This window comes from Pseudoflavonifractor sp. An44, assembly GCF_002161675.1.
In the GTDB taxonomy this organism is placed as follows: domain Bacteria; phylum Bacillota; class Clostridia; order Oscillospirales; family Oscillospiraceae; genus Enterenecus; species Enterenecus faecium.
On record NZ_NFIH01000001.1, the window covers coordinates 159,852 to 184,701 of the forward strand.

Genomic DNA, 24,850 nt, shown 5'->3' on the forward strand with positions numbered 1-24,850 from the left:
GTTCCTCCTAATTGGAGCTTGATGTTTGCCTCAGAATATCACAGACTACTCTTGCTGTAAACTGCTTTTCTCCGCTTAACCCACCAGAGCCCCACCGGCACAACCACCGCCAGCATGGCAAGGTAAATGCCAAATCCGATGCACAGAGCTGTGCGGTATTCGCTCCACCAACTGCTTTCGTGGTTCTTAGTCTCTGCGGCTGGAATCGCTGAGTCCTCCGCTGTCCACTCCGTCCGGGTGCCACGCACCAGCAGACGGTGGGAGTTCACGCCGTAAGGAGTGCAGGTGAGCAGGGTCACATAGTCGCCCTGCGGATCAATTTCAATCTGACTCACATCGTCGGGAAGCACCACAGAAATCTGGTCCACCTCATAGGCCAGAGTTTCGTCCAGCACCCGCAGGAAGAACACATCACCTTGTGTGAGCTGATCTAGGTCGGAGAGGAGACGGGATGAGGCCAGTCCGCTGTGACCAGCTAGAACTGCATGGCTTCCTGTACCTCCCACCGGCAGGGAACTGCCCTCCACCACCCCCACACCGGCGGTGAGGGTGGTGGACTGAGTTCCGTAGTACACGGGGAGAATCACGTCGATGGCGGGAATCTCCAAGGTGGCCAGCATCCCGCCTCCGGTGGGGTCTAGGGCGGTGAGAATATCCTCGTCCGGGGCTGGGGCTCCGGAGACAGAGAATCCGGCAATGGAACAGCTCTGCTCCAGCAGATCCCGGTTATAGGCTTGGGCCAGCCCCAGGGCTTGTTGGGTGGCCTGGTTGTCCAACACCTCCACCGCCGTCTCATATTCCGTGATGACCTGGGAGCGGCTTTGCCCCGAAAGCCAGTTGCTGGCCATGGGGTAGAGCATCATCCCCACAGCCAGCACACAGCCCAGCCCCAACAAAAGGGACACTTTACTTCTTTTCATCCAGCTCACCCTTCCGCTTCCAGAAGCGAAGGGCGATGCACCCGGTGAGCATCCCGCTGACCAGCACGATGCCCACCACAGTGGTCACCATGGTGCCCTTGCCGCCAGTCTTCGGCAGGTCAAATCCACGGGTGTTGAGCACAGTCAGGGGAACCAGGGCATTGCCACTGTCCCCCATGGCCTCCATGGTGGCGGAATAGCCGTCCACGGTGGCGGTGGCAGTGAGGGTCCCCACCTGCACACCGGGGGTGTACTTGGTGTGGATGTCCACGGTGATCACATCTTCCAGCAGGGTGTAGCCAGCATCGGTCTGGGTCTCCGTGAGCTGATAGGTGTCCTCCTCCAGGCCATACAGATACAGGTGGCCGCTCTCATCAGGGGTCATGCGGGTGGCCTCGTCCACGTTGGTGGTGGTTCCGGTGGCGTAGTACACACCCTTGGCAGGGTTGGCCTCTGCCACCACATAGTAGTTTCCGGTGACGTTGGTCACGTTCTGGGCAATGAACCGGACGGCGTCAAAGTTGGTGCCTCCGGCGGAGAACTTCTTGGTGAGGTGGATGCCATAGCTGTACACCTTGGCTTCATCGGTGAGGGTGTCCATATAGTCCTGGCTGGTGCGCTTCCAGGTGAGGGTAACGGTGTTGGGGTTGCCCTTGTCGCCCAGGATCATGTCCTTGGTACTGTTGATCTTGGCAGTGTAGTACACCACACAGGTCCAGTCGGAGTACCACCCTTCCTGCTGGCTGTTGTCCACGGGGGTGTTGATGCGTTTCAGGCCCGCTTCATTGAACTGAAGGGTCATCCTGGTGGCGCCACCATCAGTATCGGAGTAGGACACATCAAAATAGGTGCCCTGTCCCTTTTCGTTGCACTCCCAGGTCTCCACAGCGTTGGCCCCCTGGGTAGCGGCGGCACCGGACGTGGCCACGGTGTAGTCCTTCTTGGCCGCCTCATAGCTCTCATACCAACACACCATCACGTCGTTCCGGTTGTATTCCAGTCCAGGAGACAACACATCCTCGAAGCGGTACTGGGTGAGCTGGGTGGCGTTGGAGGTGATGGTGGGCAGGGTGGACAGGTAGCGGTAGCCCATCACATCTCCGGTGCTGCCGGTGGCCACATCCCGGTAGCCCAGCCCGTCCATGTCTCCGGAGAAGCCGATGCCGTGGGCCAGGTCTGCCACCTCTTTCTCCAGGGTGGGGTTCCCGCTCTCGTTCTTGGGGTAGACATGGACATCGTAGAACCAGCCGTCGGCTGTCTGGGTGTCTGTCATGGGCAGGGACACCAGGAAGGGGTTGACGGTGGAGGTGACATTCTCAGGCACCTTGGTTTCCACCACCAGATAGAGGCCAAGTTCCAGGCTGTCCACGGAAGTGGTGCCGGTAATGTCATCGGTGAGGGGCATAGCGGTGCCGCTGTGGTTGGCCTCCGCCTCCAGAGCATCCTTGGCGGACCGGCGGTTGGCTGTGAGCTGCCCCTCCAGGGCATCGATCAGGGTATCAGAGGTATACCAGGGGATGCCATCCTCGGTTTTCACCACGTTCTTCTCCGTGAGGCCCAGGGTGTCCCGCACGGCCTGGTTGTCCACCCCGTAGATGACCTGGACGGTGGCATTGGCGGCATTCTGATCCGAGTACATGTCGATACCCCCCAGGCGCAGGTAGGTAAACTCCACACCGCCCAGGGTGTAGTCCTGAAGCATGGTCTCTGCCTCGTGGTTTCCCTTGCCGGTGGACACCAGCCCGCCGGTGCTCACCCCCGCCTGAGTGGCGGCGGTGAGGTCATACTTGGTGACAGTGAGACTGGCAGTGCGTCCATTGTTGATGGTGGCATCCTGGGGGGTATAGGCCAGGGCCGTTCCGGACAGGCCAAGGGCGGCACACAGGGCCAGACCCATGGCGGCAAAGCGATGCATCTTCTGTTTCATAATTCATTGTCCTCCTCATTTGTGTAATTGTCTCTTCTGATGCACGGCCAGCCCCGTGGCGCACAGGAAAGCCAGGGCCAGTCCGGCACTCATCAGCCAGACGGCATAGCCTCCTGTGGCAGGCAGACGGTACACCAAGGTGTTGCGCAGGTCGTAGGTGAGATGGTAATAGTAGTTGGTGCCATTGCTGTAGTACACCTCATCACTGGTGGTATCCTTAGCTCCGGCTGCCCCATAGGGCAGGGTGATGGTGACGGGCTGGGGCAAAAGCTGATAGCCTTCCTCTGTCTGGATTTCCCGCAAGGTGTAAGTTCCAAAGGGAATGTTGACCAGCTCCACCCGGCCCTGCGGGTCTGTGATCAGCGTGTCGGTGTCCTGTCCCTCCACAAACTGACCGTTCTGCACCACCAGAGCGGCATAGCGTCCATCTGCCTGCTGGCTCCAGGTCACCACATTTCCCTGGTTATCCAGCAGTTGGAGCTTCACTCCAGACAGGTCCTGGTCTCTTTGACCGGACTTGTGAATGGTGAGCATCCCCAACGGCTGGGTGCGCAGCTGCAAATAAAAAACCACCGGGTCTTGCACTCCGGTGGCTAAGGTCTGGCCCACACCGTTGGACCAGATGAGCAGGGCTCCTGTATTTTGGGGAACATCTTTCTGTACCGTTAGGGTAACAGGGTCAGTGATGCTCTGGGTGGTGGAAAAGGTGTAGGTGTTTCCCTGACGGGAAACGGTAATCCCGCTGGTGGAGGGGAAGGCGATGTCACAGCCGGTGTTGTTGGTATCTGTGAGGGTCACTGTGTATTTACCGCTGATGGCATCATACTGCATGGCATGGGCGGTCACGCTCCCGGCATCAGTGGATGCAAAACTGGGAACAGTGCGGTGCTGGGCCATTTGTGCCAGAATCCAGTCATAGCAGTTCTTGGCCGGATGTCCCTCAATCCACTTCACATAGTTGTCTGCCTCGATGGTTTTTCCTCCATAGGATAGAGCGGAAATAGAGGTGGGGCTGGTGCGGATGCCGCTCTGGGCCTCCCAGATGATGATCTGGGTGGCAAAGGCAAAGTCGTCCACGTTAAAGGCGCATCCCACCTCACTTTCGGCGGGCATATAGCTGGGGTTCGCCGGGTTATAGCCGTAGAGCATGGCAAGCATAATGCCTTCACGGGCCGTGGGAGACAATAGTTTGAGATAGTCCGATGTGCCAGCTTCTCCAGAGGTATAGTCTCCTCCGTCAAAGGCCTTACCGGACTCAATGCAGTAGGCCAGGGTGTTTCCCACATAGTACTTGTTGTTGGTGTAGCCACTGGCCTGTGTGCTGGTGATAATTATTTTGGTGCCGTCGCTGTAGTAGCGCATGAAGCTGAACTTCATCAGAGCGTACTTATGGCCGGTAATAGAGGTGTATGGCTCTCCCTCCCAGGTGTTGACCACCTGGCCGGGAGACCAGGCAGACATGGTGGCCAGCAAAGGCATTTCTTCCTCTGTGATAGCCTCAACGGTGGGTTCGTCCGCCTCTGTCACTACCTCTTGGGACGGCTGTACTTCTGGTGGTGCCGCTGCTCCAGGCAGTACCGCAAGGCACAGGGCACTGCAGAGGACAACCGCGAATAGACGTCGAATACGTGTCACTTCTTTCACATCCCTTCGAAATTTTAAGATCACCTGGCTGAACAAGACTCTTGGTCTTCTCTTCTTACTTGTTCAGCCAGGTACTTCTACCTTTCAGCCTAGCTGAAGGGGGAGAGTGTGAGAGGGGGAAACAATGCCCCTCCGAAAAGGACGCACCTCCCCCCTGGCGTCCTGAATGACTCATCTTCCCCGGTCCTTCTGCCACTCCAAAAAGCGGTTGTAGTGCTCAAGGGCCTTGCAGATGAAATCCTCTGTCTGACTGTACGGCACCGACTTGGGAATCAGTGGCCGCAGTCGCTCCGCCCGGAAGGTGTACTTTTCCTTCTGATTAGGCTTTTCTTCCCCCATGATGGACTCGATGACCTCCGGGCTCAGCTTGCCGTTTTTGGAAAACTCCTTCATCTTGATGGCTTGTGCCAGGGACGGCGTTGCGTCCGCACACGCCATGGCATCTGCCAACACCTTCTGTTCCCCTGCCGTCAGATAGGACAGCTCCACCGCAGGACGGAAGGCAATCTTGCCTTCGTCCACCATTTGGAGGATGGTGGGAATCAGCTCGGTCAAGCGGATATAGCGATGAATTTGATTTCTACTGTCTCCTGTTTGCTGAGCAAGTTCTGAATCAGAACGTAAATTCGTCCCCACTGGGGACACATTTTCTTTGGGTGGTCTTCCCGCCTGCCGCTTCATAGCCTCCAGCCGCATTTTGTACGAGAATGCCTTTTCACTGGGCAGGATGGTGGAGCGCTGAAGATTGGACTCTACCATCAGAATGATCGCTGAATCCCGGTCCAGTTCCTTGATTTCAGCTGGAATGGTGGTGATACCAGCCAGTTCGCAGGCCTTTCGCCTCCGGTGGCCGGACACCAGCTCATACCGCCCATCTTCCTTCTGGCGCAGAGTCACCGGCGTAATGACGCCTCGTTCCTTAACGCTCTGCACCAGCTGATCCATATCCTCATCCAGGCGCACCTGGAAGGGATGGTTGGGAAAGTCGTCAATCTGCTCCAGTGGAATTTCATAGATATGGGGCAGACGCGCCTCCTTCCGACTGTCGTCGGTCATGAAAAGTTCATCGTACCCAGTCAGACCGAGATCGATGTGTTTCCTTGCGCTCAAGCTCTATCACCTCCTTGGTCAGCGCGTCATAACTCTGGGCCACTTTGCTGGTTTTGTCATGGGCAAAAATACTCTTCCCTTCGTTGCTGCACTCAGCGGCCCGGACAGAGTACGGAATTTCCGACTGAAATACCCGGAGGTTCTGCCCCACCGTGGATCGCAGAGATGCAATGATGGATTTTGCGTTGTTGGTACGGCTGTCCACCATGGTCAACAGAATGCCATCCATGGTCAGCCCCGGATTGATCTGCCGTTTCACCCGGGCAATAGACCGCATCAGCAGATTCAGGCCCTTGGTGGACAGGAAATTCGGCTGGGACGGTATGAGCACGCTGTCCGCAGCCACCAGTGCATTGATGGTCATCATCCCAAGAGACGGCATACAATCGATCAAAATATAATCGTAGTGCTTGCGTAGGTGGCTGACATGACTTTTCAACACATACTCTCGGCTCATGGTGTTTACCAGGTTGACCTCAATACCAGACAACTCAATGTTAGCGGGAATAAAGTCCACACCTTCGGCATGGTGATGCACCCCGCACTCCACGGGAACCGACTCTTCCTCCATGACCTTCTGCAAAATCGTTGCCAGAGATACCGGCAAGTCGTCCGGCTGCTTGAGGCCAAGGCTCACGGATAAGCTGCCCTGGGGATCCGCATCCAGCAAAAGGACTCGATACCCCTGACGGGCCAGCCCTACACCCAGATTGACGGTGGTGGTGGTTTTCCCCACACCGCCCTTTTGATTGGTAATAGCAATTACCTTACACTGTTCCATTTCTTTCCCCCCTTTCCATTCATATTAGGTCTCTTGACCCACCGAAACGCAAAGAACATTTCTTTGCGCTTCGGTAGGTGCATTTCATTCGGCCACGCCCCCAAAATGCACAAAAGGAAATCAACAGGCGCTCGGCTGCTACCGAACTCATAGGCTCATCACCTCTGCCGGGTCCTCCGCCAGCTCCGTAGAGAAGTATCATAATGCCCTGTGCTTGTCATCGCCACCACCGGAGGCAATCCGGCTTCCCTCCGCTTCGGTTTCATCGCTCGTGTCTTTCGACCGTTTTGGCGCACCGGCGGACCAGGCTGGAAGATTCCTTCCACACAGGGAACGTACCTGTTGAATGTGTCTTCAATTTTCAAGGTACATGAGGGCCTTTTGCCCTTCACTTACCTACCGCACGGTTTGACTTACAAAACGAAAGCTAAACGCAGAAAATTTTTGAAAAGAAAAAATCCCGCCGATCGCTCGGCGGGATTCGAAACCCAAAGACAGATTCACTTATGGCTATTCGGGCAAAAAAAATAGAGCCCCGTGAACCAAACGTTCACGGGGCCCTGAGCCATTCTTCGTATTCCTTCACGGTGCGCAAGAATTTGCAGATTTCTTACACATGTCCTGGAGAAACCGTGGAGAAGATTGGAGAATTAATTGGAGAATCCGGGTTAAATCGGGATTCTTAGTACAGCTTAGCACCGGCGGGGATGTGGTTATCCACCATCAGCAGATGTAGCTTCTCCACGCCCTCCTCGTGGTGGACAGCGGAAATCAGCATGCCGCAGGAGTCGATGCCCATCATGGGACGGGGAGGCAGGTTGGTGATGGCAATGCAGGTCTTGCCCACCAGCTCCTCGGGCTCATAATACTCATGAATTCCGCTCAAAATCACCCGATCGGTGCCGGTTCCGTCATCCAGAGTGAACTTCAGAAGCTTCTTGGACTTCTTCACGGCCTCACAGGCCAGCACCTTCACGGCACGGAAATCGGACTTGGAGAAGGTCTCAAAGTCCACAAAATCGGAGAACAGAGGCTCGATCTCCACCTTGGAGAAATCAATCTTCTCCTCCACCTTCTCAGGGGCAGCAGCAGCGGCCACAGGGGCGCTCTCGGACTTCTTGGGCATGTCCAAGGGTTTCATTGTGGGGAAGAGCAGCACCTCACGGATGGAGTCGTTGTTGGTGAGCATCATGACGCAGCGGTCGATGCCGATGCCCAGGCCGCCCGTGGGAGGCAGACCGTACTCCAGAGCAGTGATATAGTCCTCGTCCATCATGCCGGCTTCCTCGTCGCCGTTTTCCCGCAGCTCCACCTGACGCTGGAAGCGCTGCTTCTGGTCGATGGGGTCGTTGAGCTCGGAGAAGGCGTTGCCCATCTCACTGCGGCAGATGAACAGCTCGAAGCGCTCGGTGAGCCGGGGATCGGCGGGAGAGCGCTTGGCCAGGGGGGACACATCCACGGGGTGCATGGTGATGAAGGTGGGCTGAATGAGCTTCTCCTCCACCTTCTGGTCGAACACCTCGTACAGGGCGTTGCCCCAGGTGGCAGGAGCGGCCTCGGGCAGCTCCACACCGATGGAGGCGGCCAGAGCCACAGCCTCAGCGTCGTCGGTGATGGCCATGAAGTCCAGGCCAGTGTACTGCTTGACGGCCTCAGCCATGGTCAGACGGGGCCAGCCGGGGGTCAGGTCAATGTCGTTGCCCTGCCACTGAATCTGATAGGTGCCCAGAATCTTCTGCGCGGCAGAGCTGAGCAGGTCCTCGAACAGGTCCATCATGTCGTGGAAGTCGGCATAGGCCTGGTACAGCTCCACGGTGGTGAACTCGGGGTTGTGCTTGGTGTCCATACCCTCGTTGCGGAAGATACGGCCAATCTCGTACACACGCTCCAGACCGCCCACCACCAGGCGCTTGAGGTGCAGCTCAGTGGCAATACGCATGTACATATCAATGTCCAGGGTATTGTGGTGGGTGATGAAGGGGCGAGCGGTGGCACCGCCGGAGATGGTGTTGAGCACCGGAGTCTCCACTTCCATATAGCCCCGGTTGTCCAGGAAGTCCCGGACGTGGCGGACGAAAGCGGAACGAATCTCAAAGGTGCGGCGCACCTCGGGGTTGATAATCAGGTCCACATACCGCTGACGGCAACGGGTCTCCACGTCGGTGAGGCCGTGGAACTTCTCCGGCAGAGGCAGCAGGGACTTGGACAGCAGGGTGATGGTGTGGGCCTTGATGGAGATCTCGCCCCGCTTGGTGCGGAACACATCACCCTCCACACCCACAATGTCGCCGATGTCATACTTCTTGAAGGCAGCCAGGGCCTCCTCGCCCACGTCATCCACACGCACGTAGAGCTGGATGCGGCCGCCGCCGTCCTGGAGGTCGGCAAAAATGGCCTTGCCCATGCCGCGCTTGCTCATGAGACGTCCGGCCAGGCGCACCACCTGGCCCTCCATGGCCTCGAAGTTGTCCTTCACTTCGTTGCTGTGGTGGGTGACATCGTACTTGGTCACCTGAAAGGGGTCCTTGCCCGCTGCCTGGAGGGCAGAGAGCTTGTCCCGGCGAATTTGCAGCAGCTCAGACAGAGAGGGCTCGGCCTGGGCGTTCTGCTGGTTCTGGTTGTTGTGTTCCGACATACTTGTCTTCTCTCCTTCTATCTGTCCGTCTTCCGCTTAGCGCTGGATGCTGACGACCTTGTATTCAATGTTTCCGGCGGGGGCGTCCACAATCACGGTGTCCCCGATGCGCTTGCCCAGCAGGGCCTTGCCGAAGGGAGACTCCTCGGAGATGCGGCCATTCATGGGGTCGGCCTCCTGAGAGCCCACCACCTGGTAGGTCTCCTCCTCGTCCAGCATGGTGTCCATGACGGTGATCTTGCTGCCCAGACGCACGGTGTCGGGGTCGCTGTCGGCCTCCTCCTCGATGACGGAGCAGTTGGCCAGAATGTTCTCGATCTCGGCAATGCGGGAGTAGAGCTTACCCTGCTCGTTCTTTGCCTCGTCGTACTCGCTGTTCTCAGACAGGTCGCCGAAGGAGCGGGCCTCCTTGATCTGGTCGGCCACTTCCTTCTCACGAACGGTCTTGAGGTAGTTCAGTTCCTGCTTCAACTCTTCCAAACGCTCTGCGCTGAGCTTGTATTCCTTGGCCATGATGTTCATCCTTTCAACGATAAAAATAGAAGCCGCAACAGATGGCAGCCCACAAAAAGTCCATTATATTATTATAGTTGTTCCTACGAATTATAGAGAGTTTCTCCCCAAATGTCAAGGGTTTTGGCAGAGGGAAATGGCTCCCTCTGCCAAATTCTCCACTCCCTCACACACGACTGCGCCGGACGCTGGAAGGCTTCTTTCGCCCAAACCGCAGGCACAGCAGCCCGGCCAGGGCTCCGCCGCACAGGCAGGAGGTAAGCACCACCATCCCACGCACCTCCAGCACCTGTCCCCCGCCCCGGGCCGCACTGATGACCCACAGCAGCACCCCACAGGTCAGGCCCGCAGCCAGGCCGCCCAACAGCTTCCGGGCCGGCCAGCGGCAGGCGCACACCACACCGCCCACCAGGCCGCCCAGCACACAGGCCATGGCCACCAGCTGCAACTGGGCATTCTCCCGCAGCAGCCCGGAGGAAATGGCCGCCGCCCCGGCCAATAGCACCAGCAGCTCCACCACAATGGCCACCACGCCCCCCAAAGCCACGCCCAAAACCATCTGGGTCGGGCCTCCCGGTTTTACATCGTCTTTGCGCAAAAAAAGCACCCCTTTCCACATGGTTATTTCACCATATGCAAAGGGGTTGCTTCTCATGCGGACCTTACTTATCCTTCTTGTCCTTCTTCTCCTGAGCGGTGACATCCTGCTCAGCCTGGGTGCCCTTGCTGGAGATGGCCCACTTGGTGAACTCGATGCGCACACGGTCGGCGCCGGTCTCCATGACGATGGTCTCCTCCTTGATGGCACAGATGGTACCCACGATACCGCCGATGGTGGTGATCTGGTCCCCCACCTTCAGGCTGGCGCGCATGGCGGCCGCTTCCTTCTTCTTCTTGCTCTCGGGACGGATGAGCAGGAAGTAGAACACGGCGATCATGATGAGGATCATAAGAACGCTAGACATTGCTTCGGCAGGCATACAACGATTCTCCTTCTATGTGTGGATTGTAAAAAGATACATCACGTGTCATTATACCCGGATTATCCCTGAAACACAAGCCCTATTTTCCGCTCCAGACGTCAGGGCATCCGCTGAGCCAGTTTCTCCGAGTATTCCGCCCGGAACTGCTGGAAGGTGCCCTCGTCCAGGGCCTGACGGATGCGCTCCATGAGCTTATTGTAGAAGTACAGGTTGTGCATGACAGCCAGGCGCAGCCCCAGCATCTCCCCGGCAGTAAACAGGTGGCGCACATAGGCCCGAGAGAAGTTGCGGCACACAGGGCAGTCACACTCGGGGTCGATGGGTAACTCGTCGGTCTTATACCGCTCATTTTTCATATTCATCCACCCGCTCCAGGTAAACAGCTTGGCGTGGCGGGCGTTGCGGGCGGGCATGACGCAGTCGAAGAAATCCACGCCCCGGGCCACCGCCTCGATGATGTTGGAGGGGGTGCCCACCCCCATGAGGTAGCGGGGCTTGTCCTGGGGCATATAGGGCTCCACCGCGTCGATGATGTCGTACATCACCTGGGTGGGCTCGCCCACCGCCAGGCCGCCGATGGCGTAGCCGTCGCACTCCACCTTGGCCGTCTCCTGCATGTGCCAGATGCGCAGGTCCGGGAAGGTGGCACCCTGGTTGATGCCAAAGAGCATCTGGCCGGGGTTGACGCAGTCGGGCTGGCCGTTGAGCTTGTCGTGCTCGTCCTTGCACCGCTTCAGCCACCGCAGGGTGCGCTCACAGGAGGCCTTGGCATACTCGTAGGTGGCGGGGTTCTCCACGCACTCGTCAAAGGCCATGGCAATGTCGCTGCCCAGGTTGGACTGGATGCGCATGGACTCCTCGGGACCCATGAAGATCTTGCGCCCGTCCAGGTGGGAGGCAAAGGTCACCCCTTCTTCGGTGATCTTGCGCAGCCCGGACAGGGAGAATACCTGGAAGCCACCGGAGTCGGTGAGCATGGGACCGTCCCAGCGCATAAACTTGTGCAGGCCGCCCATCTGGCGCACCACGTCGTCGCCGGGCCGCAGGTGGAGGTGGTAGGTGTTGGACAGCTCCACCTGGCAGCCGATGTCCTTGAGGTCAAAGGCGGACAGGCCACCCTTGATGGCCCCCTGGGTGCCCACATTCATGAACACCGGGGTCTGGACGGTGCCGTGGGGAGTGGTGAACTGGCCCCGGCGGGCCTTTCCCTCGGTTTTCAACAATTCAAACATGTGTGTCTCCTTTTCGCTGCATGTCAAGAGATGAACATGGCATCTCCAAAGCTGAAGAATCGGTATCGGTTCTCCACCGCCTCCTTGTAAGCCGCCAACACATGCTCCCGGCCCGCCAGGGCGGACACCAGCATGATGAGGGTGGACTCGGGCAGGTGGAAGTTGGTGATGAGGCCATCCAGCACCTTGAAGCGGTAGCCGGGGTAGATGAAGATGTTGGTCCACCCCGCCTTGGCCTCCATGGTGCCGTCCTGGTTGGCCCAGCTCTCAATGGTGCGGCAAGAGGTGGTGCCCACACAGATGACCCGGCCCCCGGCGGCGCGGGTCTCATTGATGACGTCCGCCGTCTCCTGGGAGATGACGCAGTACTCCGAGTGCATCTCGTGGTCGGTGACCTCCTCCGCCTTCACCGGGCGGAAGGTGCCCAGGCCCACGTGGAGGGTAACATAGCACACCTTCACCCCCATATCCTGGACCTGCTGCAATAGCTCCGGGGTAAAGTGCAGACCAGCGGTGGGGGCTGCGGCAGAGCCCACCACCTTGGAGTACACGGTCTGGTATCGCTCAGAGTCCTCCAATTCCTCCTTGATGTAGGGAGGCAGGGGCATTTTGCCCAGCTTCTCCAAAGTCTCCAAAAAGATGCCCTCGTAGTCGAAGCGGACCAGGCGGTTGCCGCCCTCCACTTCCCCCACCACCTCGGCGGTGAGTTCTCCGTTGCCGAAGGTGATTTTGGCCCCAGTGTGCAGCTTCTTACCCGGGCGCACCAGGCACTCCCAGACCTTCTCCCCCCGGTCAATGAGCAGCAGCACCTCACAGGCCCCGCCGGTGCTGCGGTGGCCCAGCAGACGGGCGGGCAGCACCCGGCTGTCGTTGAGCACCAGGCAGTCCCCTGGCCGCAGCAGACGGGGCAGGTCGTAGAAGTGCATGTGCTGGGTTTGGCCCGTCACCTTGTCCAAGGTCAGCAGCCGGGAGGCATCCCGCCGCTCCAGGGGCGTCTGGGCAATGAGTTCTTCCGGCAAATCAAAATAAAAATCAGATGTTTTCACAATTTTCCCACCGTTCTCGCCATCATTTCCCCGGCATACCTTCTTGAGCGCACACATACAATGCTCTGTCCCCTCCCCGCTTCCACCTTGGGGCGGGCCGGGGGACACGAAAAAAATTTCCTTTTTTTCGCCGGATATGGAAATGATAAATTGACACTTTAATGCGATAATGTTATGATGTCTAGTAAGTATTTCGTCGAACTGGGTGGACAGCGGATGTCCCTCTACCTTGACGCATACACTGTTCTATTATAATACAACATCCGCCCACGTTTCAACCACTTCTTTCCCGTGGGCAGGAGGAGGTCATTTCCGTGCATGAATACAAAGTAGGTATCATCGGCGCCACCGGCATGGTGGGCCAGCGTTTCGTCACCCTGTTGGCCAACCACCCCTGGTTCCGCCTCACCGTTCTGGCCGCCAGCCCCCGCTCTGCCGGGAAGCGGTATGAGGAGGCCGTAGCGGGCCGCTGGGCCATGGACGTGCCCATCCCCGAGGTGGCCAAGGACATGGTGCTGCTCAGCGCCCAAGACGACGTGGAGAGCATCGCCAGCCAGGTGGACTTTGTCTTCTCCGCTGTGGACATGTCCAAGGACGCCATCCAGGCCCTGGAGGAGACCTATGCCCGCCACGAGTGCCCGGTGGTGTCCAACAACTCCGCCCACCGCTGGACCCCCGACGTGCCCATGGTGATTCCCGAGGTCAACCCCCAGCACCTGGAGGTCATCCCCGCCCAGAAGCAGCGGCTGGGCACCCAGCGTGGCTTTATCGCCGTGAAATCCAACTGCTCCATCCAGAGCTATGTCCCCGCCCTCACTCCCCTGCTGGGCTACGGCATTGAGAAGATTCTGGTGTGCACCTATCAGGCCATCTCTGGGGCCGGTAAGACCTTTGAGACCTGGCCGGAGATGGTGGATAACCTGATCCCCTACATCGGCGGCGAGGAGGAGAAGAGCGAGCAGGAGCCCCTGAAGGTGTGGGGCCGGGTGGAAAACGGGGTCATCGTCAACGCAGACGCCCCCGCCATCACCGCCCAGTGCCTGCGGGTGCCCGTGTCCAACGGCCACACCGCCGCTGTCTTTGTCACGTTTAAAAACAAGCCCACTGAGGAGCAGATGAAGGAGGCCTGGCGCACCTATCAGGGCCGAGCCCAGGAGCTGAAGCTGCCCACCGCCCCTGAGCAGTTCCTCCACTACTTTGAGGAGCCCGACCGTCCCCAGGCCAAGCTGGACCGGGAGCTGGAGGGCGGTATGGCCGTCTCCGTGGGTCGTCTGCGCCCCGACACCCAGTACGACTACAAGTTTGTCTCCCTCTCCCACAACACCCTGCGGGGCGCTGCTGGCGGCGCGGTGCTGCTGGCCGAGCTGTTGTGCGCGGAGGGGTACATTGAGCCCGTCCGCTAATCCATGAATTTGAAAAAGAAAGGAAGTTGCCCTATGCGCACACCCGTGTTCACCGGTTCCTGTCCGGCGCTGGTCACCCCCTTTGACCAAAACGGCGCCATCAATTACGACGCCTTCGGCAAACTCATCGACGCGCAAATTGAAGCCGGGGTGGATGCCGTGTGCGTCTGCGGCACCACCGGCGAGTCCGCCACCATGTCCATTCGGGAGCACATCGCCGCCGTGGAGTTCTGCGTCAAGCGGGTCAATCACCGGGTCAAGGTAATTGCCGGGGCTGGCAGCAACGACACCTCCGCCGCGGTCTACCTGTCCCAGCACGCCCAGGACTCCGGAGCCGACGCCCTGCTCCACGTCACCCCCTACTACAACAAGGCCAGCCAGACCGGCCTCATCCGCCACTACGAGTACATCGCCGACCGGGTGGACCTGCCCATCATCCTCTACAACGTGCCCAGCCGTACCGGCGTGTCCTTCACCGCCGAGACCTACCGTCACCTGTCCCAGAACCCCCAGTTCAACGGCGTGAAGGAGGCCTCCGGCAACTTCTCCCTGCTGGCCCACACCCGTTTCCTGTGCGGGGATGACTTCTACATCTGGTCGGGCAACGACGACCAGGTGGTGCCCATGATGGCCCTGGGGGCCAAGGGCGTCATCTCGGTGGCCTCCAACCTCATTCCCGAGGTGATGGTGAAGATGACCAAGCTGTGCCTGGACAACGACTTCGCGGCCGCCTCCAAGCTGCAAATCAAGTACATGGACCTCATCGACGCCCTGTTCCTGGAGGTCAACCCCATTCCCATCAAGGCCGCTTTGAATCTGGTTGGCATGGAGATGGGCGGACTGCGCCTGCCCCTGTGCGAGATGTCCGAGAAGAACCTGGAGACCCTGCGTAGTTCCATGGCCCGTATGGGTCTTCTGTGAGGGCTGCCCCATGCAAAAGATAATCATTTCCGGCTGCAACGGCCATATGGGCCGTGTGGTCGCTGACATCTGTGCCACCGACCCCCAGGTGGAGGTGGTGGCGGGCATCGACATTCTGGGCCAGTCCAACCCCAACTTTCCCGTGTTCTCCTCCCCCGCCGCCTGTGACGTGGAGGCGGACGCCGTCATTGACTTCTCCCATCCCTCCGCCCTGGCCCCTCTGCTGGAGATGTGCCAGGCCCGGAATCTGCCGGTGGTGCTGGCCACCACGGGCTATGACCAGCAGCAGCTGGATGCCATTGCGGAGGCCGCCCATCACATCCCCGTGTTTCGCTCGGCCAACATGTCTCTGGGTGTGAATGTGCTGCTGGACTTGGTGAAGAAGGCCGCCTCGGTGCTGGGGCTGGACTACGACGTGGAGATCGTGGAGCGGCACCACCACCGGAAGGTGGACGCCCCCAGCGGCACCGCCCTGATGATCGCCGACGCCGCCGCCTCTGCTCTGCCCTACGAGCCGGAGTACGTGTACGACCGCCACAGTGTGCGCCAGCCCCGTGGGCCCCATGAGATTGGCATCTCCGCCGTGCGTGGGGGCACCATTGTGGGAGACCACACGGTGATCTTCGCCGGACGGGACGAGGTCATTGAGCTCAGCCACCACGCCGCCAGCCGCGAGGTGTTCGCCAGCGGTGCGGTACGGGCCGCCAAATTCCTCACCGGGGTACAGGCCCCGGGCCTCTACGACATGTCTTATTTGGTGTAAAAAAAACCTCTTGGACAGCAGCTGCTGTCCAAGAGGTTTTTTTCTTATTCGGCAATCTTCACGCAGTGGAATACTTTCTTGCCCTTCTTGATGATGGCACCGTCGGCGCCGCAGTCCTGGCAGCAGAACTGGGCATTGACGTCGGTGACCTTGGCGTCGTTGACGGACACGCCGCCCTGCTGCACCAGACGGCGGGCCTCACCCTTGGAGGGGCACAGGCCGCACTTGACCAGCAGGTCCAGAAGGCCGATCTTGCCCTCGCAGAAGTCGTCCTGGCACAGGGTGGTGGTGGGCATGCTGGAGCGGTCCCCGCCGCCGGCAAACAGGGCCTTGGCAGCGGCCTGGGCCTTCTCTGCCTCCTCCTTGCCGTGGACCAGGGCGGTAAGCTCGTAGGCCAGAATCTCCTTGGCACGGTTCAACTGGCTGCCCTCCCATTGGTCCATCTCATCGATCTGCTCCAGAGGCAGGAAGGTGAGCATACGGATGCACTTGAGCACGTCGGCATCCTCCACATTGCGCCAGTACTGGTAGAAGTCGTAGGGGCTGGTCTTGTTGGGGTCCAGCCACACGGCACCCGCGGCAGTCTTGCCCATCTTCTTGCCCTCGCTGTTGAGCAGCAGGGTGATGGTCATGGCGTGGGCGTCCTGGCCCAGCTTGCGGCGGATGAGCTCAGTGCCGCCCAGCATGTTGGACCACTGGTCGTTGCCGCCAAACTGCATGTTGCAGTTGTAGTGCTGGAACAGGTAGTAGAAGTCGTAGGACTGCATGATCATGTAGTTGAACTCCAGGAAGCTCAGGCCCTTCTCCATGCGCTGCTTGTAGCACTCGGCCCGGAGCATGTTGTTCACCGAGAAGCAGGCGCCCACTTCCCGCAGCAGCTCCACATAGTTGAGGTTCATCAGCCAGTCGGCGTTGTTGACCATCATGGCCTTGCCCGCGCCGAACTCAATGAACCGCTCCATCTGCTTTTTGAAGCAGTCGCAGTTGTGCTGGATGGTCTCGGGGGTCATCATGGTGCGCATGTCGCTGCGGCCGGAGGGGTCGCCCACCATGCCGGTGCCGCCGCCAATGAGGGCGATGGGGCGGTTGCCCGCCATCTGCAGCCGCTTCATGAGACACAGGGCCATGAAGTGGCCCACGTGGAGGGAGTCGGCGGTGGGGTCAAAGCCGATGTAGAAGGTGGCTTTGCCGTTGTCGATCATCTCTCGAATTTCTTCCTCGTTGGTGACCTGGGCGATGAGGCCACGGGCCACCAGTTCATCGTACAATTTCATTTGGTCTACTCCTTTGTTATGATTTTGCCGCCACGGCCTGGGCCGCATCGGCTTTGGTCTTCCACACATTATACCCAACCACGCCGCCAATGACGATCACCGCACCCACCAGGGACACGGGACCGATGGTCTCGTGGTAAATGAGGGCCACCAGAATGGGGTTTAAAATGGGCTCGATGCCCGACACCAAGCTGGCCGTCACCGCCGAGGTGCGGGCCAGGCCCAGGGTGAGCAGGATATAGGCCAAGGCCACCTGGAACACACCCAGCACCACCAGACTCAACAGAGTCACCGAGCTAACCCTTGTCTCCCCCATCAGCCAGGGCAACCCAATGAGGGCGCTGCCCACATTGCCCCAGAACACTGAGGAGATGGGGTCGGAGTCCGGCATATCCTGGAGGAGAAACACGCCCGCATAGCTGAACCCGGACAGCAGGGCCACCACGTTGCCCCCCATGCCCCCTGCCTGGAGGCTGTCCACGAAAAAGCACAGCACCCCCAGCACCACCACACCGCAGGCCACCAGCTCGCCCTTCCGGGGCATCTTCCGCCACACCAGGGCGGTGAGCAGCAGCACGAAGATGGGGGCAGTAAATTGCAGCACAATGGCGTTGGCCGCCGTGGTCATCTTGTTGGCCAAGGTAAACAGGGTGTTGGTGCCGCAGATGGCCACAGCACCCAGCCCGATCCAGGGATTGAACCGGGGCCGATGTCCCACCCGCCACAGGTAGAGGCCGATGACCACCAGGGCGATGAGATTGCGCCCGCTGTTGATGGACATGCCGCTCCAGGGGATCACCTTGATACACACCCCACCCAAGCTGTACAGGATGGCCGCCAGAAATACCAGCACCACACCACTGCGTTCTTCCTTTTCTTTTGACAAAAAAACACCCCCTGTCCCGTAGGACAGAGGGCGTGAAACAACGCGGTACCACCTCTGTTTGCCGCTTCCTCACGAAAGTCGGCCTCAGGGAGTTTCCTTCAAACTCCAACGCGCAATATCGGGCGCACCCGTCCGTTCCTACTTGCAGCCCCAAGGGGGCCGTTTCAGAAGGCTGCTCCAAGGTGTATTCCCTCCCCGACGCTCTCTTCCTTGCACCCACCGGAAGCTCTCTGGGCAGCGGTCTGGGGAGATACTTCTCCTCTTCTCTGCATTGTCACTGATGATAGCACAGTTGTCTGTGCTTGTCAAACGCTTTCTGCGGGCAGCAGCGAGAAGTGGCGCAGGGCCTTGGAAATGCCCTCCTCCTCCACGGTGGCGGTGACGTAATCCGCCAATTCCTTCACCCGCTGGTCTGCCCCGCCCATGGCCACACTGGTTCCCACCAGGGCCATCATGGTCAAGTCGTTCTCTCCGTCTCCGAAGGCCATGGTCTCCTCGGGGCTTAAGCCGTAGTGGGCCATGGTGGCCCGAATGCCGTCGGCCTTGCCCTCCCCTTTGGACATCACGTCGATGCCCAGTGGGTGCCAGCGGCTGTAGCTGCACCCGGGCATGACGGAGACGAACAGGTGCTCCTCCTCCTGGTTGACCAGGGGAATGAACTGATACACTTTTCCTTCCAGCATCCGCTGGGCGGACAGGACGGGGTACTGCTTGGTGTGCAAAAACTCGAACACCTCGTCCACCCGTCGATTGTGGCAGGTGAGATAGCTCACCCCGTTCTCCTCCACCAGGGCAGCCAGTTCCGGGTGGGCCTCCAGCACATCCTTGGCATTCCGCAGGTCCTCCAGGGGCAAGGGGTTATCCCGATATACCCCCTGGGCATTGAAGCAGCACTGACCATTCAAGGTGATGTAACCGTCAAACACCACATCCCGCAGCATTCCGGTGCTCTCCAGGTCCTGGGGTGCCCGTCCGGAACAGACGAAAATGCGAATGCCCGCCCGCTGGAGGGCAAACAGGTCATCTCGGAGCTGTTGGGACATGATCTTGTTTTTATACGAGACCATGGTGCCGTCAATGTCAAAAAAGATCGCGCGTATCATGGGTTAGTTCCTCCGTGTATGGTTATGCTTGTGTCTGTTTCCAGGCTTCCGCCTTTTGCAGCAACTCCTCCGCCCCTTCCAACAGGATGGCGGTGGAAGCGCCGCCGCTGAGGCGGGCCAGCTCTTCCCGGCGGCGTGGCCGGTCCAACTGCTCCACCCGGGTGTAGGTGCGGCCATCCCGCTCCCCCTTCTCCACCGAGAAGTGCACGTCGCCCATGGCGGCGATCTGGGGCAGGTGGGTGACGCACAGCACCTGGCGGCCCCGGGCCACCTGGCTGAGCTTCTGGGCCACTTTGGTGGCGGCTCGACCGGATACTCCAGTGTCCACCTCGTCAAAGACCATAGTAGTAACGCAGTCGGTCTCGGCCAGCACGTTTTTCAGCGCCAGCATGATGCGGCTGAGCTCGCCGCCAGAGGCGATGCGGTTGATGGGCTTCAAATCCTCCCCCAAGTTGGCGGACATGAGGAACCGGACCCGGTCCATGCCGAACTCATTGAGGCCGTCCTCCCCTTCCACGGGGCCAAATTCCACTTCAAACCGCACCCGGGGCATGTCCAGGTCGGACAGCTCCTGCTGAATGCGCCGGGACAATTCCTTGGCCGCCTTCTGACGGGCCTTGGACAGTTGTTCAGCCTCCTGTTGGGCCGCCTGCACCGCCTGGGCCACTTCCCGCTCCAGCTTCTCCCGGCGCTCGTCGGAGAACTGGATGTTGTCCAACTCGGTCTGGCACCGGTCCAGATAAGCCAGCATCTCCTCCTCGTCCGCTCCGTACTTGCGCTTGAGGCGGTGGAGCAGGTCCAGCCGCTCCTCCACGTCGTCCAGCTGGCCGGGATAGAAGTCCAGGCCGCTGCGGGCGTCCCGCACCAGTTCCGCCACATCGTCGGCGGCGTAGCGCAGCTGGGACACCTTCTGGGCCAGCTCGGACAGCTCGGCGCTGTACCGCCCCCCCTGGGTCAGGGCGTTTTCAGCGCTTGTCAGCAGGGCCACCGCTCCGTCGGACATCTCGCCCCCGGTGAGGGCCTGCCACGCCTGGTCCACGGCATCGGTGATGCGCTCGGCGTTGCGGAGAATCTCCCGCTGGGCGGTGAGCTCCGCCTCCTCACCCACCCGCAGCTGGGCCCGCTCCAGCTCTCCAATCTGGTGCTGGAGGGTGTCCATGCGCCGGGCCTTCTCCCCCTCGTCCATCTGCACCGCTTTGAGCTGGGCCCGCAGGTCCTTCACACGCTCATAGGCCGCAGTGTAATTCTGGCGCTGGGGAGCCAGGTGGGCGAAGTTATCCAGGCTCTCCAGGTGGGTCTCCTCGTCTAAGAGCTGCTGGCCGTCGTGCTGGCCGTGGATGTTCAAAAGCTGGCTGCCCAGCTCCCGCAGCTGGGTCACCAGCACCGGGTGCCCGTTGACCCGACAGGTGTTTTTCCCGTCGGGGTGGATGACCCGCTCCACCAACAGCTCCCCGTTTTCATCAGGGGCAATGCCGTACTGTTCAAACCAGTTTAAGGCGGGCAGTCCGCCAAACACCCCCGTCACCCGGGCACACTTGGCCCCGGTGCGGATGAGGTCCCGGCTGGTCCGCCCGCCGATGATGGCGCCGATGGCGTCCACCACAATGGATTTACCCGCTCCCGTCTCGCCGGTAAGCACGTTAAATCCCTCTCCAAAGGCGATTTCCGCCTGGGAAATCACCGCAATATCCTCAATGTGAAGCAAGGAAAGCATATCAAATCTCCCCGTTTGGCGCCTGCTCTCAGTCCAGCATGGCCGCCATTTCTCGACAAAATTCTTCCGCCAGGTGGTTGGTGCGCATGATGATGATCACCGTGTCGTCCCCGGCCAGAGAGCCCACGAATCCGTCGATATCCATCCCGTCCAGGGCGGCTCCTGCCGCAGAGGCAAGCCCCGGCATGGTCTTGACCACCACGATGTTCTGGGCCACGTCAAAGGAGGTGACGCCTTCCTTGAAAATGTTGCGCAGACGGCCGGCAAAGTTGTGGTGAGGCTGTTTGTTTTGCGCCACCACGTACTTGTAGGTCCCGGCCCCGGTGGGTTGCTTGACCAGGTTCAGCTCTTTTATGTCCCGGGAAATGGTGGCCTGAGTGGCCAAAATCCCACACGCCCGCAGGCTCTCCAGCATCTGTTCCTGGGTCTCAATGTCCTGCTCGGCGATGATACGCAGAATTTCCGACTGTCGCTTTGACTTCATCCTCTCACGCCTTTCCCAATTTCTGATTGATAACCTCGTAGAAGGTCCGTCCGGTGAGCTTGACCAGCCGGGTCACGTGGCGGGACCGGCGGCACTCCACCCAGTCCCCCGGCTGGACCTTGAACGCCCGGCCGCCGTCCACCGACAGGCTGGCATTTTTCCGGCTGCCTGGGGCCAGCCGCACCCCCACTGACCGCTCACTGCCCAGCACAAAGGGCTTGGCGTGGAGGGAGTGGGCGCAGATGGGAGTGATGATCATATTCTCCGCTGTGGGCTCCACAATGGGCCCCCCTGCCGCCAGAGAGTAGGCAGTGGACCCGGTGGGGGTGGCGATGACCACTCCGTCCCCAGAGAAGGAGGAGATCACCGTCCGGTCCCCCGTCACTTGCAGGTCCAGCACCCGGGCCACCGAGGTGCCCTTGGTGATCACGGCGTCGTTGAGGGCGGTCTCAGAGAACACCCACCGCCCGTCCCGGCGCACAGTGATGTCCAGCATCATCCGCTTCTCAATGGTGTACTTTCCCGCCGTCAGGCGGCTGAGCATGGACAGCTCGTGCTGCTCCAGCTCGGCCATAAAGCCCACGCTGCCCAGATTGATGCCCAGCACCGGAATCTGGTGGGCGTTTGCGTCCCGGGCGGCGTGGAGGATGGTGCCGTCCCCGCCAAAGCACACCAGCACGTCGGTGTCCTCCAGCTCGGCGCTCATCTGCCCAAAGGGCTGGTGGGCGGGCAGGTGGACCCGGCTGGAGTCCTCCAGATCAAAAGGCAGGCAGATGACCACCTGGGCCCCGTTGTCCTCCAAAATCCGCTTGGCGGTCATGGCTGTTTTAAGCCCCCGGTCCCGGTAAGGGTTGGGGCTGAGTAGCACCTTCATGGGTTCTCTCCTTCCATCTGGGCGTGGGAGCGGCGTACCAAGTCCTCCAGGTCGCCCCACTCCGGCTCTCCCGGCTTGGCCTGCATATACCCCAGATACTCGATGTTGCCCTCTGGGCCACGGATGGGAGAGAAGTCAATGCCCTTGACGGTAAAGCCCGCCTCGGCGGCGTGCTGGGTGAAGTGCTCCAGCACCTCCAGGTGGACGGCGGGGTCCCGGACCACGCCCTTTTTGCCCACCTTCTCCCGTCCGGCCTCGAACTGGGGCTTGATGAGGGCCACCACCTCCCCGTCCTCGCTCATGAGTTGGCGCAGGGCGGGAAGAATCAATTTCAAAGAGATAAACGAGACGTCAATGGAGGCAAAGTCCAGCACGTCAGGGATCTCGTTATGAGACAGGTACCGGGCATTGGTGCGCTCCAGCACCACCACCCGCTCGTCGCTGCGCAGAGACCAGGCCAGCTGGCCATAGCCCACGTCTACGGCGTACACCTTGGCCGCCCCGTTTTGCAGCATACAGTCGGTGAAGCCTCCGGTGGAGGCGCCAATGTCCGCCGCCGTCTTGCCCTTAAGGTCAATGGGGAAGTGCTTCATCGCCTTCTCCAGCTTCAACCCGCCCCGGCTGACGTAGCGCAGGGTCTGGCCCCGCACCTCCAGGGCCGTATCCTCATCCAGGGTCATCCCCGCCTTGTCCAGGCGCTTCTCCCCAGAATACACCTGTCCGGCCATGATGATGGCCTGGGCCTTTTGGCGGCTCTCCACCAGCCCCTTCTCCACCATCAGCACATCCAAGCGTTTTTTAGCCATTGGCGATCACCTCCATTGCTTTTTGACAAATTCCTGCCCCGTCGATGCCGGTCATCTCCCGCAGCTGGGCCACCGAGCCCTGGGGCACAAACTGGTCTCCCAGATTCATCAGGGCCGCCTTCACAGGCACCCCGGCCAAGGCCAGCTCCGAGATGATGGTACGTCCCACGCAGCCGGAGTCGTTGCACTCCTCGGCTACGATGAGCCGCCCGGTTTGCTCACACAGGCGGCGGATGGGGCCCATATCCAGGGGACGGATGCTGTTGAGCTTCACCACCGCTACGGAGTGCCCCCGCTGCTCCAAGAGCTGGGCGGCCTGGAGCACCTGGTCCACCATAGTGCCATAGGCCACCAAGGTCACATCGGTGCCCTCTTGAATCACCGTGGTGCCGTCCACCCCGGCCACCTGGGTCCACTGCCCTTCCCCGCCCCGGGGATAACGAATGGCCACCGGGCCGGTCATCTCACACACCGCATGGCGGAGCATGGCCCGCAGCTCGGCAAAGCTGGCAGGGCATAAAATCTGCATCCCGGGCACCGTGGACAAAAAGCCCACATCAAACACGCCGTGGTGGGTCTCGCCGTCCTCTCCCACCAGGCCCGCCCGGTCCACGGCCAGGATGCCGTGGAGGTTTTGCAGGGCCATGTCGTGGATGAGCATGTCATAGCCCCGCTGTAAGAACGTAGAGTACACCGCAAACACCGGCAGGGCTCCCTGCTTGGCCAGACCTCCAGTCATGGCCACCGCGTGGCCCTCGGCGATACCTACGTCAAAGAATCGTTGGGGATAGCGGCGGGCAAACTCGTCCAGGCCAGTGCCCAGCCGCATAGCTGCCGTGATGGCCACCAGCTCCGGTTTTTCCTCAGCCAGCTGGCACATGGTCTCCCCAAACACCGAGGAGAAGTTAGCGCCCCCTGCCTTGGACACCGCCAGCCCCTTCTCCACATCAAAGGGGCCCACCCCGTGGAACTGATCCGGTTGGCGTTCTGCCGGTGTATAGCCCTTCCCCTTTACAGTTTTGACGTGGAGCAGCACCGGGCAATTGAGCTCCTTGGCGTAGCGGAACATCCGGGTAAGGTAGCTCACGTCGTGGCCGTCCACAGGGCCCAGGTAGGTAAAGCCCATGTCCTCAAACATGGAGTAGCCCAAGATGGCGTCCTTCACCATCTTCTTGGCCCGGTGGGTGACCTTGTAAACCGCTTGTCCCACGGCATTTTTCCCGGTGACACTGCGGTAGAGCTTTTTCAGGTGCAGGTACTGGGGTTTGAGGCGCTGGCGGGACAGGTGGGCGGCCACGCCGCCCACGCTCTTGGTGATGGACATGCCATTGTCGTTGAGGATGACAATGATGGGCTCGCCGCTGCTGCCCGCATCGGCCAGGCCCTCAAAGGCCAGTCCACCGGTGAGCGCGCCGTCCCCGATGAGGGCCAGCACGCTGTAGTCTTCCTTGTTGACGGTACGGGCCCGGGCCATGCCCAGGGCCACGGACACCGAGTTGGAGGCGTGGCCGGCAATGAAGGCGTCTGCCCGGCTCTCGTGGGGCTTGGGGAAGCCGGACAGGCCGCCGAACTTCCGCAGGGTGTTCATGGCCGAGCCCCGCCCGGTGAGGAGCTTGTGGGCGTAGCACTGGTGGCCCACGTCAAAGACCAGACGGTCCACATCCAGGTCAAAGACCCGGTGCACCGCCACCAAGATCTCCACCACGCCCAGACTGGAGGCCAGGTGTCCCCCGGTCTTGGAGACCGTCTGGATCATCTGTACCCGCAGCTGCTGGCACAGCTGTCTGGCCTGTTGGTCTGTCATCTCGCTGTATTGCTGAGGCAACACGCG

The 24,850-nt window shown here is 60.3% G+C and carries 22 protein-coding genes and 1 other annotated feature; of the genes, 3 read left to right on the plus strand and 19 right to left on the minus strand.

Annotated features, from left to right (window positions below; translation table 11 throughout):
• Positions 1 to 38 precede the first annotated feature (38 nt).
• From B5F98_RS00605 to queA, 11 genes are all read right to left on the minus strand, one after another.
• Positions 39 to 920 carry a class C sortase gene (locus B5F98_RS00605; RefSeq protein WP_087369185.1) on the minus strand — a complete coding sequence of 294 codons (882 nt, stop codon included), beginning with the start codon at positions 918 to 920 and terminating at the stop codon, positions 39 to 41.
• Positions 907 to 2,847, minus strand: a complete 1,941-nt coding sequence (locus B5F98_RS00610; protein WP_087369186.1) for a SpaH/EbpB family LPXTG-anchored major pilin — start codon at positions 2,845 to 2,847, stop codon at positions 907 to 909. The genes B5F98_RS00605 and B5F98_RS00610 overlap by 14 nt, the downstream gene beginning before the upstream one ends.
• A gap of 15 nt (positions 2,848 to 2,862) precedes the next feature.
• Positions 2,863 to 4,320 (minus strand): SpaA isopeptide-forming pilin-related protein, encoded by a 1,458-nt coding sequence (locus B5F98_RS00615; RefSeq protein ID WP_087369187.1) that lies wholly within the window; start codon positions 4,318 to 4,320, stop codon positions 2,863 to 2,865.
• 342 nt (positions 4,321 to 4,662) lie between these two features.
• A complete protein-coding gene (locus B5F98_RS00620) occupies positions 4,663 to 5,601 on the minus strand; it encodes a ParB/RepB/Spo0J family partition protein (RefSeq protein WP_242961564.1) in 939 nt (312 codons plus the stop codon).
• Positions 5,555 to 6,382: an AAA family ATPase gene (locus tag B5F98_RS00625; RefSeq protein ID WP_087369188.1), complete on the minus strand. Its 828-nt coding sequence runs from the start codon at positions 6,380 to 6,382 to the stop codon at positions 5,555 to 5,557. The genes B5F98_RS00620 and B5F98_RS00625 overlap by 47 nt, the downstream gene beginning before the upstream one ends.
• Positions 6,383 to 7,064: 682 nt before the next feature.
• Positions 7,065 to 9,017, minus strand: coding sequence for a lysine--tRNA ligase (lysS, locus tag B5F98_RS00630; protein WP_087369189.1), 1,953 nt, complete (start codon positions 9,015 to 9,017; stop codon positions 7,065 to 7,067).
• A 36-nt stretch (positions 9,018 to 9,053) separates the two neighbouring features.
• Positions 9,054 to 9,530 carry a transcription elongation factor GreA gene (gene greA / locus B5F98_RS00635; RefSeq protein ID WP_087369190.1) on the minus strand — a complete coding sequence of 159 codons (477 nt, stop codon included), beginning with the start codon at positions 9,528 to 9,530 and terminating at the stop codon, positions 9,054 to 9,056.
• Between the two features lie 166 nt (positions 9,531 to 9,696).
• On the minus strand, positions 9,697 to 10,089 hold the full coding sequence (locus tag B5F98_RS00640; protein ID WP_158099738.1) for a TIGR04086 family membrane protein: 393 nt from the start codon (positions 10,087 to 10,089) through the stop codon (positions 9,697 to 9,699).
• 103 nt (positions 10,090 to 10,192) lie between these two features.
• On the minus strand, positions 10,193 to 10,510 hold the full coding sequence (gene yajC / locus B5F98_RS00645; protein WP_242961565.1) for a preprotein translocase subunit YajC: 318 nt from the start codon (positions 10,508 to 10,510) through the stop codon (positions 10,193 to 10,195).
• A 101-nt stretch (positions 10,511 to 10,611) separates the two neighbouring features.
• Positions 10,612 to 11,745: a tRNA guanosine(34) transglycosylase Tgt gene (gene tgt / locus B5F98_RS00650; RefSeq protein ID WP_087369192.1), complete on the minus strand. Its 1,134-nt coding sequence runs from the start codon at positions 11,743 to 11,745 to the stop codon at positions 10,612 to 10,614.
• 23 nt (positions 11,746 to 11,768) lie between these two features.
• A complete protein-coding gene (gene queA / locus B5F98_RS00655) occupies positions 11,769 to 12,791 on the minus strand; it encodes a tRNA preQ1(34) S-adenosylmethionine ribosyltransferase-isomerase QueA (protein WP_087369250.1) in 1,023 nt (340 codons plus the stop codon).
• 314 nt (positions 12,792 to 13,105) lie between these two features.
• Here queA and asd point away from each other — a divergent pair, with 314 nt between their 5' ends.
• Genes asd through dapB form a run of 3 tightly spaced genes read left to right on the plus strand, consistent with a single transcriptional unit; the run spans position 13,106 to position 15,878 of the window.
• Complete coding sequence (gene asd / locus B5F98_RS00660; protein ID WP_087369193.1) at positions 13,106 to 14,194, plus strand: aspartate-semialdehyde dehydrogenase; 1,089 nt, start codon at positions 13,106 to 13,108, stop codon at positions 14,192 to 14,194.
• Between the two features lie 33 nt (positions 14,195 to 14,227).
• Positions 14,228 to 15,115: a 4-hydroxy-tetrahydrodipicolinate synthase gene (gene dapA, locus B5F98_RS00665; protein ID WP_087369194.1), complete on the plus strand. Its 888-nt coding sequence runs from the start codon at positions 14,228 to 14,230 to the stop codon at positions 15,113 to 15,115.
• Between the two features lie 10 nt (positions 15,116 to 15,125).
• Positions 15,126 to 15,878: a 4-hydroxy-tetrahydrodipicolinate reductase gene (gene dapB, locus B5F98_RS00670; protein WP_087369195.1), complete on the plus strand. Its 753-nt coding sequence runs from the start codon at positions 15,126 to 15,128 to the stop codon at positions 15,876 to 15,878.
• A gap of 44 nt (positions 15,879 to 15,922) precedes the next feature.
• On the opposite strand, the gene tyrS is transcribed toward dapB, so the two are convergent.
• The 8 genes from tyrS to dxs all read right to left on the minus strand — a co-directional run bounded on the left by tyrS (position 15,923) and on the right by dxs (position 24,847).
• Positions 15,923 to 17,152 carry a tyrosine--tRNA ligase gene (gene tyrS / locus B5F98_RS00675; protein ID WP_087369196.1) on the minus strand — a complete coding sequence of 410 codons (1,230 nt, stop codon included), beginning with the start codon at positions 17,150 to 17,152 and terminating at the stop codon, positions 15,923 to 15,925.
• Between the two features lie 16 nt (positions 17,153 to 17,168).
• Positions 17,169 to 18,038, minus strand: a complete 870-nt coding sequence (locus B5F98_RS00680; protein WP_087229340.1) for an EamA family transporter — start codon at positions 18,036 to 18,038, stop codon at positions 17,169 to 17,171.
• A gap of 23 nt (positions 18,039 to 18,061) precedes the next feature.
• Positions 18,062 to 18,314: a binding site (T-box leader), on the minus strand.
• Positions 18,315 to 18,343: 29 nt separating this feature from the next.
• On the minus strand, positions 18,344 to 19,141 hold the full coding sequence (locus B5F98_RS00685; RefSeq protein WP_087369197.1) for a Cof-type HAD-IIB family hydrolase: 798 nt from the start codon (positions 19,139 to 19,141) through the stop codon (positions 18,344 to 18,346).
• Positions 19,142 to 19,163: 22 nt separating this feature from the next.
• Complete coding sequence (recN, locus tag B5F98_RS00690) at positions 19,164 to 20,855, minus strand: DNA repair protein RecN (RefSeq protein WP_087229333.1); 1,692 nt, start codon at positions 20,853 to 20,855, stop codon at positions 19,164 to 19,166.
• 28 nt (positions 20,856 to 20,883) lie between these two features.
• Positions 20,884 to 21,339, minus strand: coding sequence for an arginine repressor (locus B5F98_RS00695; protein WP_087369198.1), 456 nt, complete (start codon positions 21,337 to 21,339; stop codon positions 20,884 to 20,886).
• A 4-nt stretch (positions 21,340 to 21,343) separates the two neighbouring features.
• The gene (locus tag B5F98_RS00700; protein WP_087369199.1) at positions 21,344 to 22,213 is read right to left on the minus strand and encodes an NAD(+)/NADH kinase; all 870 of its coding nucleotides are present in this window, start codon (positions 22,211 to 22,213) and stop codon (positions 21,344 to 21,346) included.
• Positions 22,210 to 23,019, minus strand: coding sequence for a TlyA family RNA methyltransferase (locus B5F98_RS00705; RefSeq protein ID WP_087369200.1), 810 nt, complete (start codon positions 23,017 to 23,019; stop codon positions 22,210 to 22,212). The genes B5F98_RS00700 and B5F98_RS00705 overlap by 4 nt, the downstream gene beginning before the upstream one ends.
• A complete protein-coding gene (gene dxs, locus B5F98_RS00710; RefSeq protein WP_275532871.1) occupies positions 23,012 to 24,847 on the minus strand; it encodes a 1-deoxy-D-xylulose-5-phosphate synthase in 1,836 nt (611 codons plus the stop codon). Before dxs ends, B5F98_RS00705 begins: the two co-directional genes overlap by 8 nt.
• Positions 24,848 to 24,850: the final 3 nt, after the last annotated feature.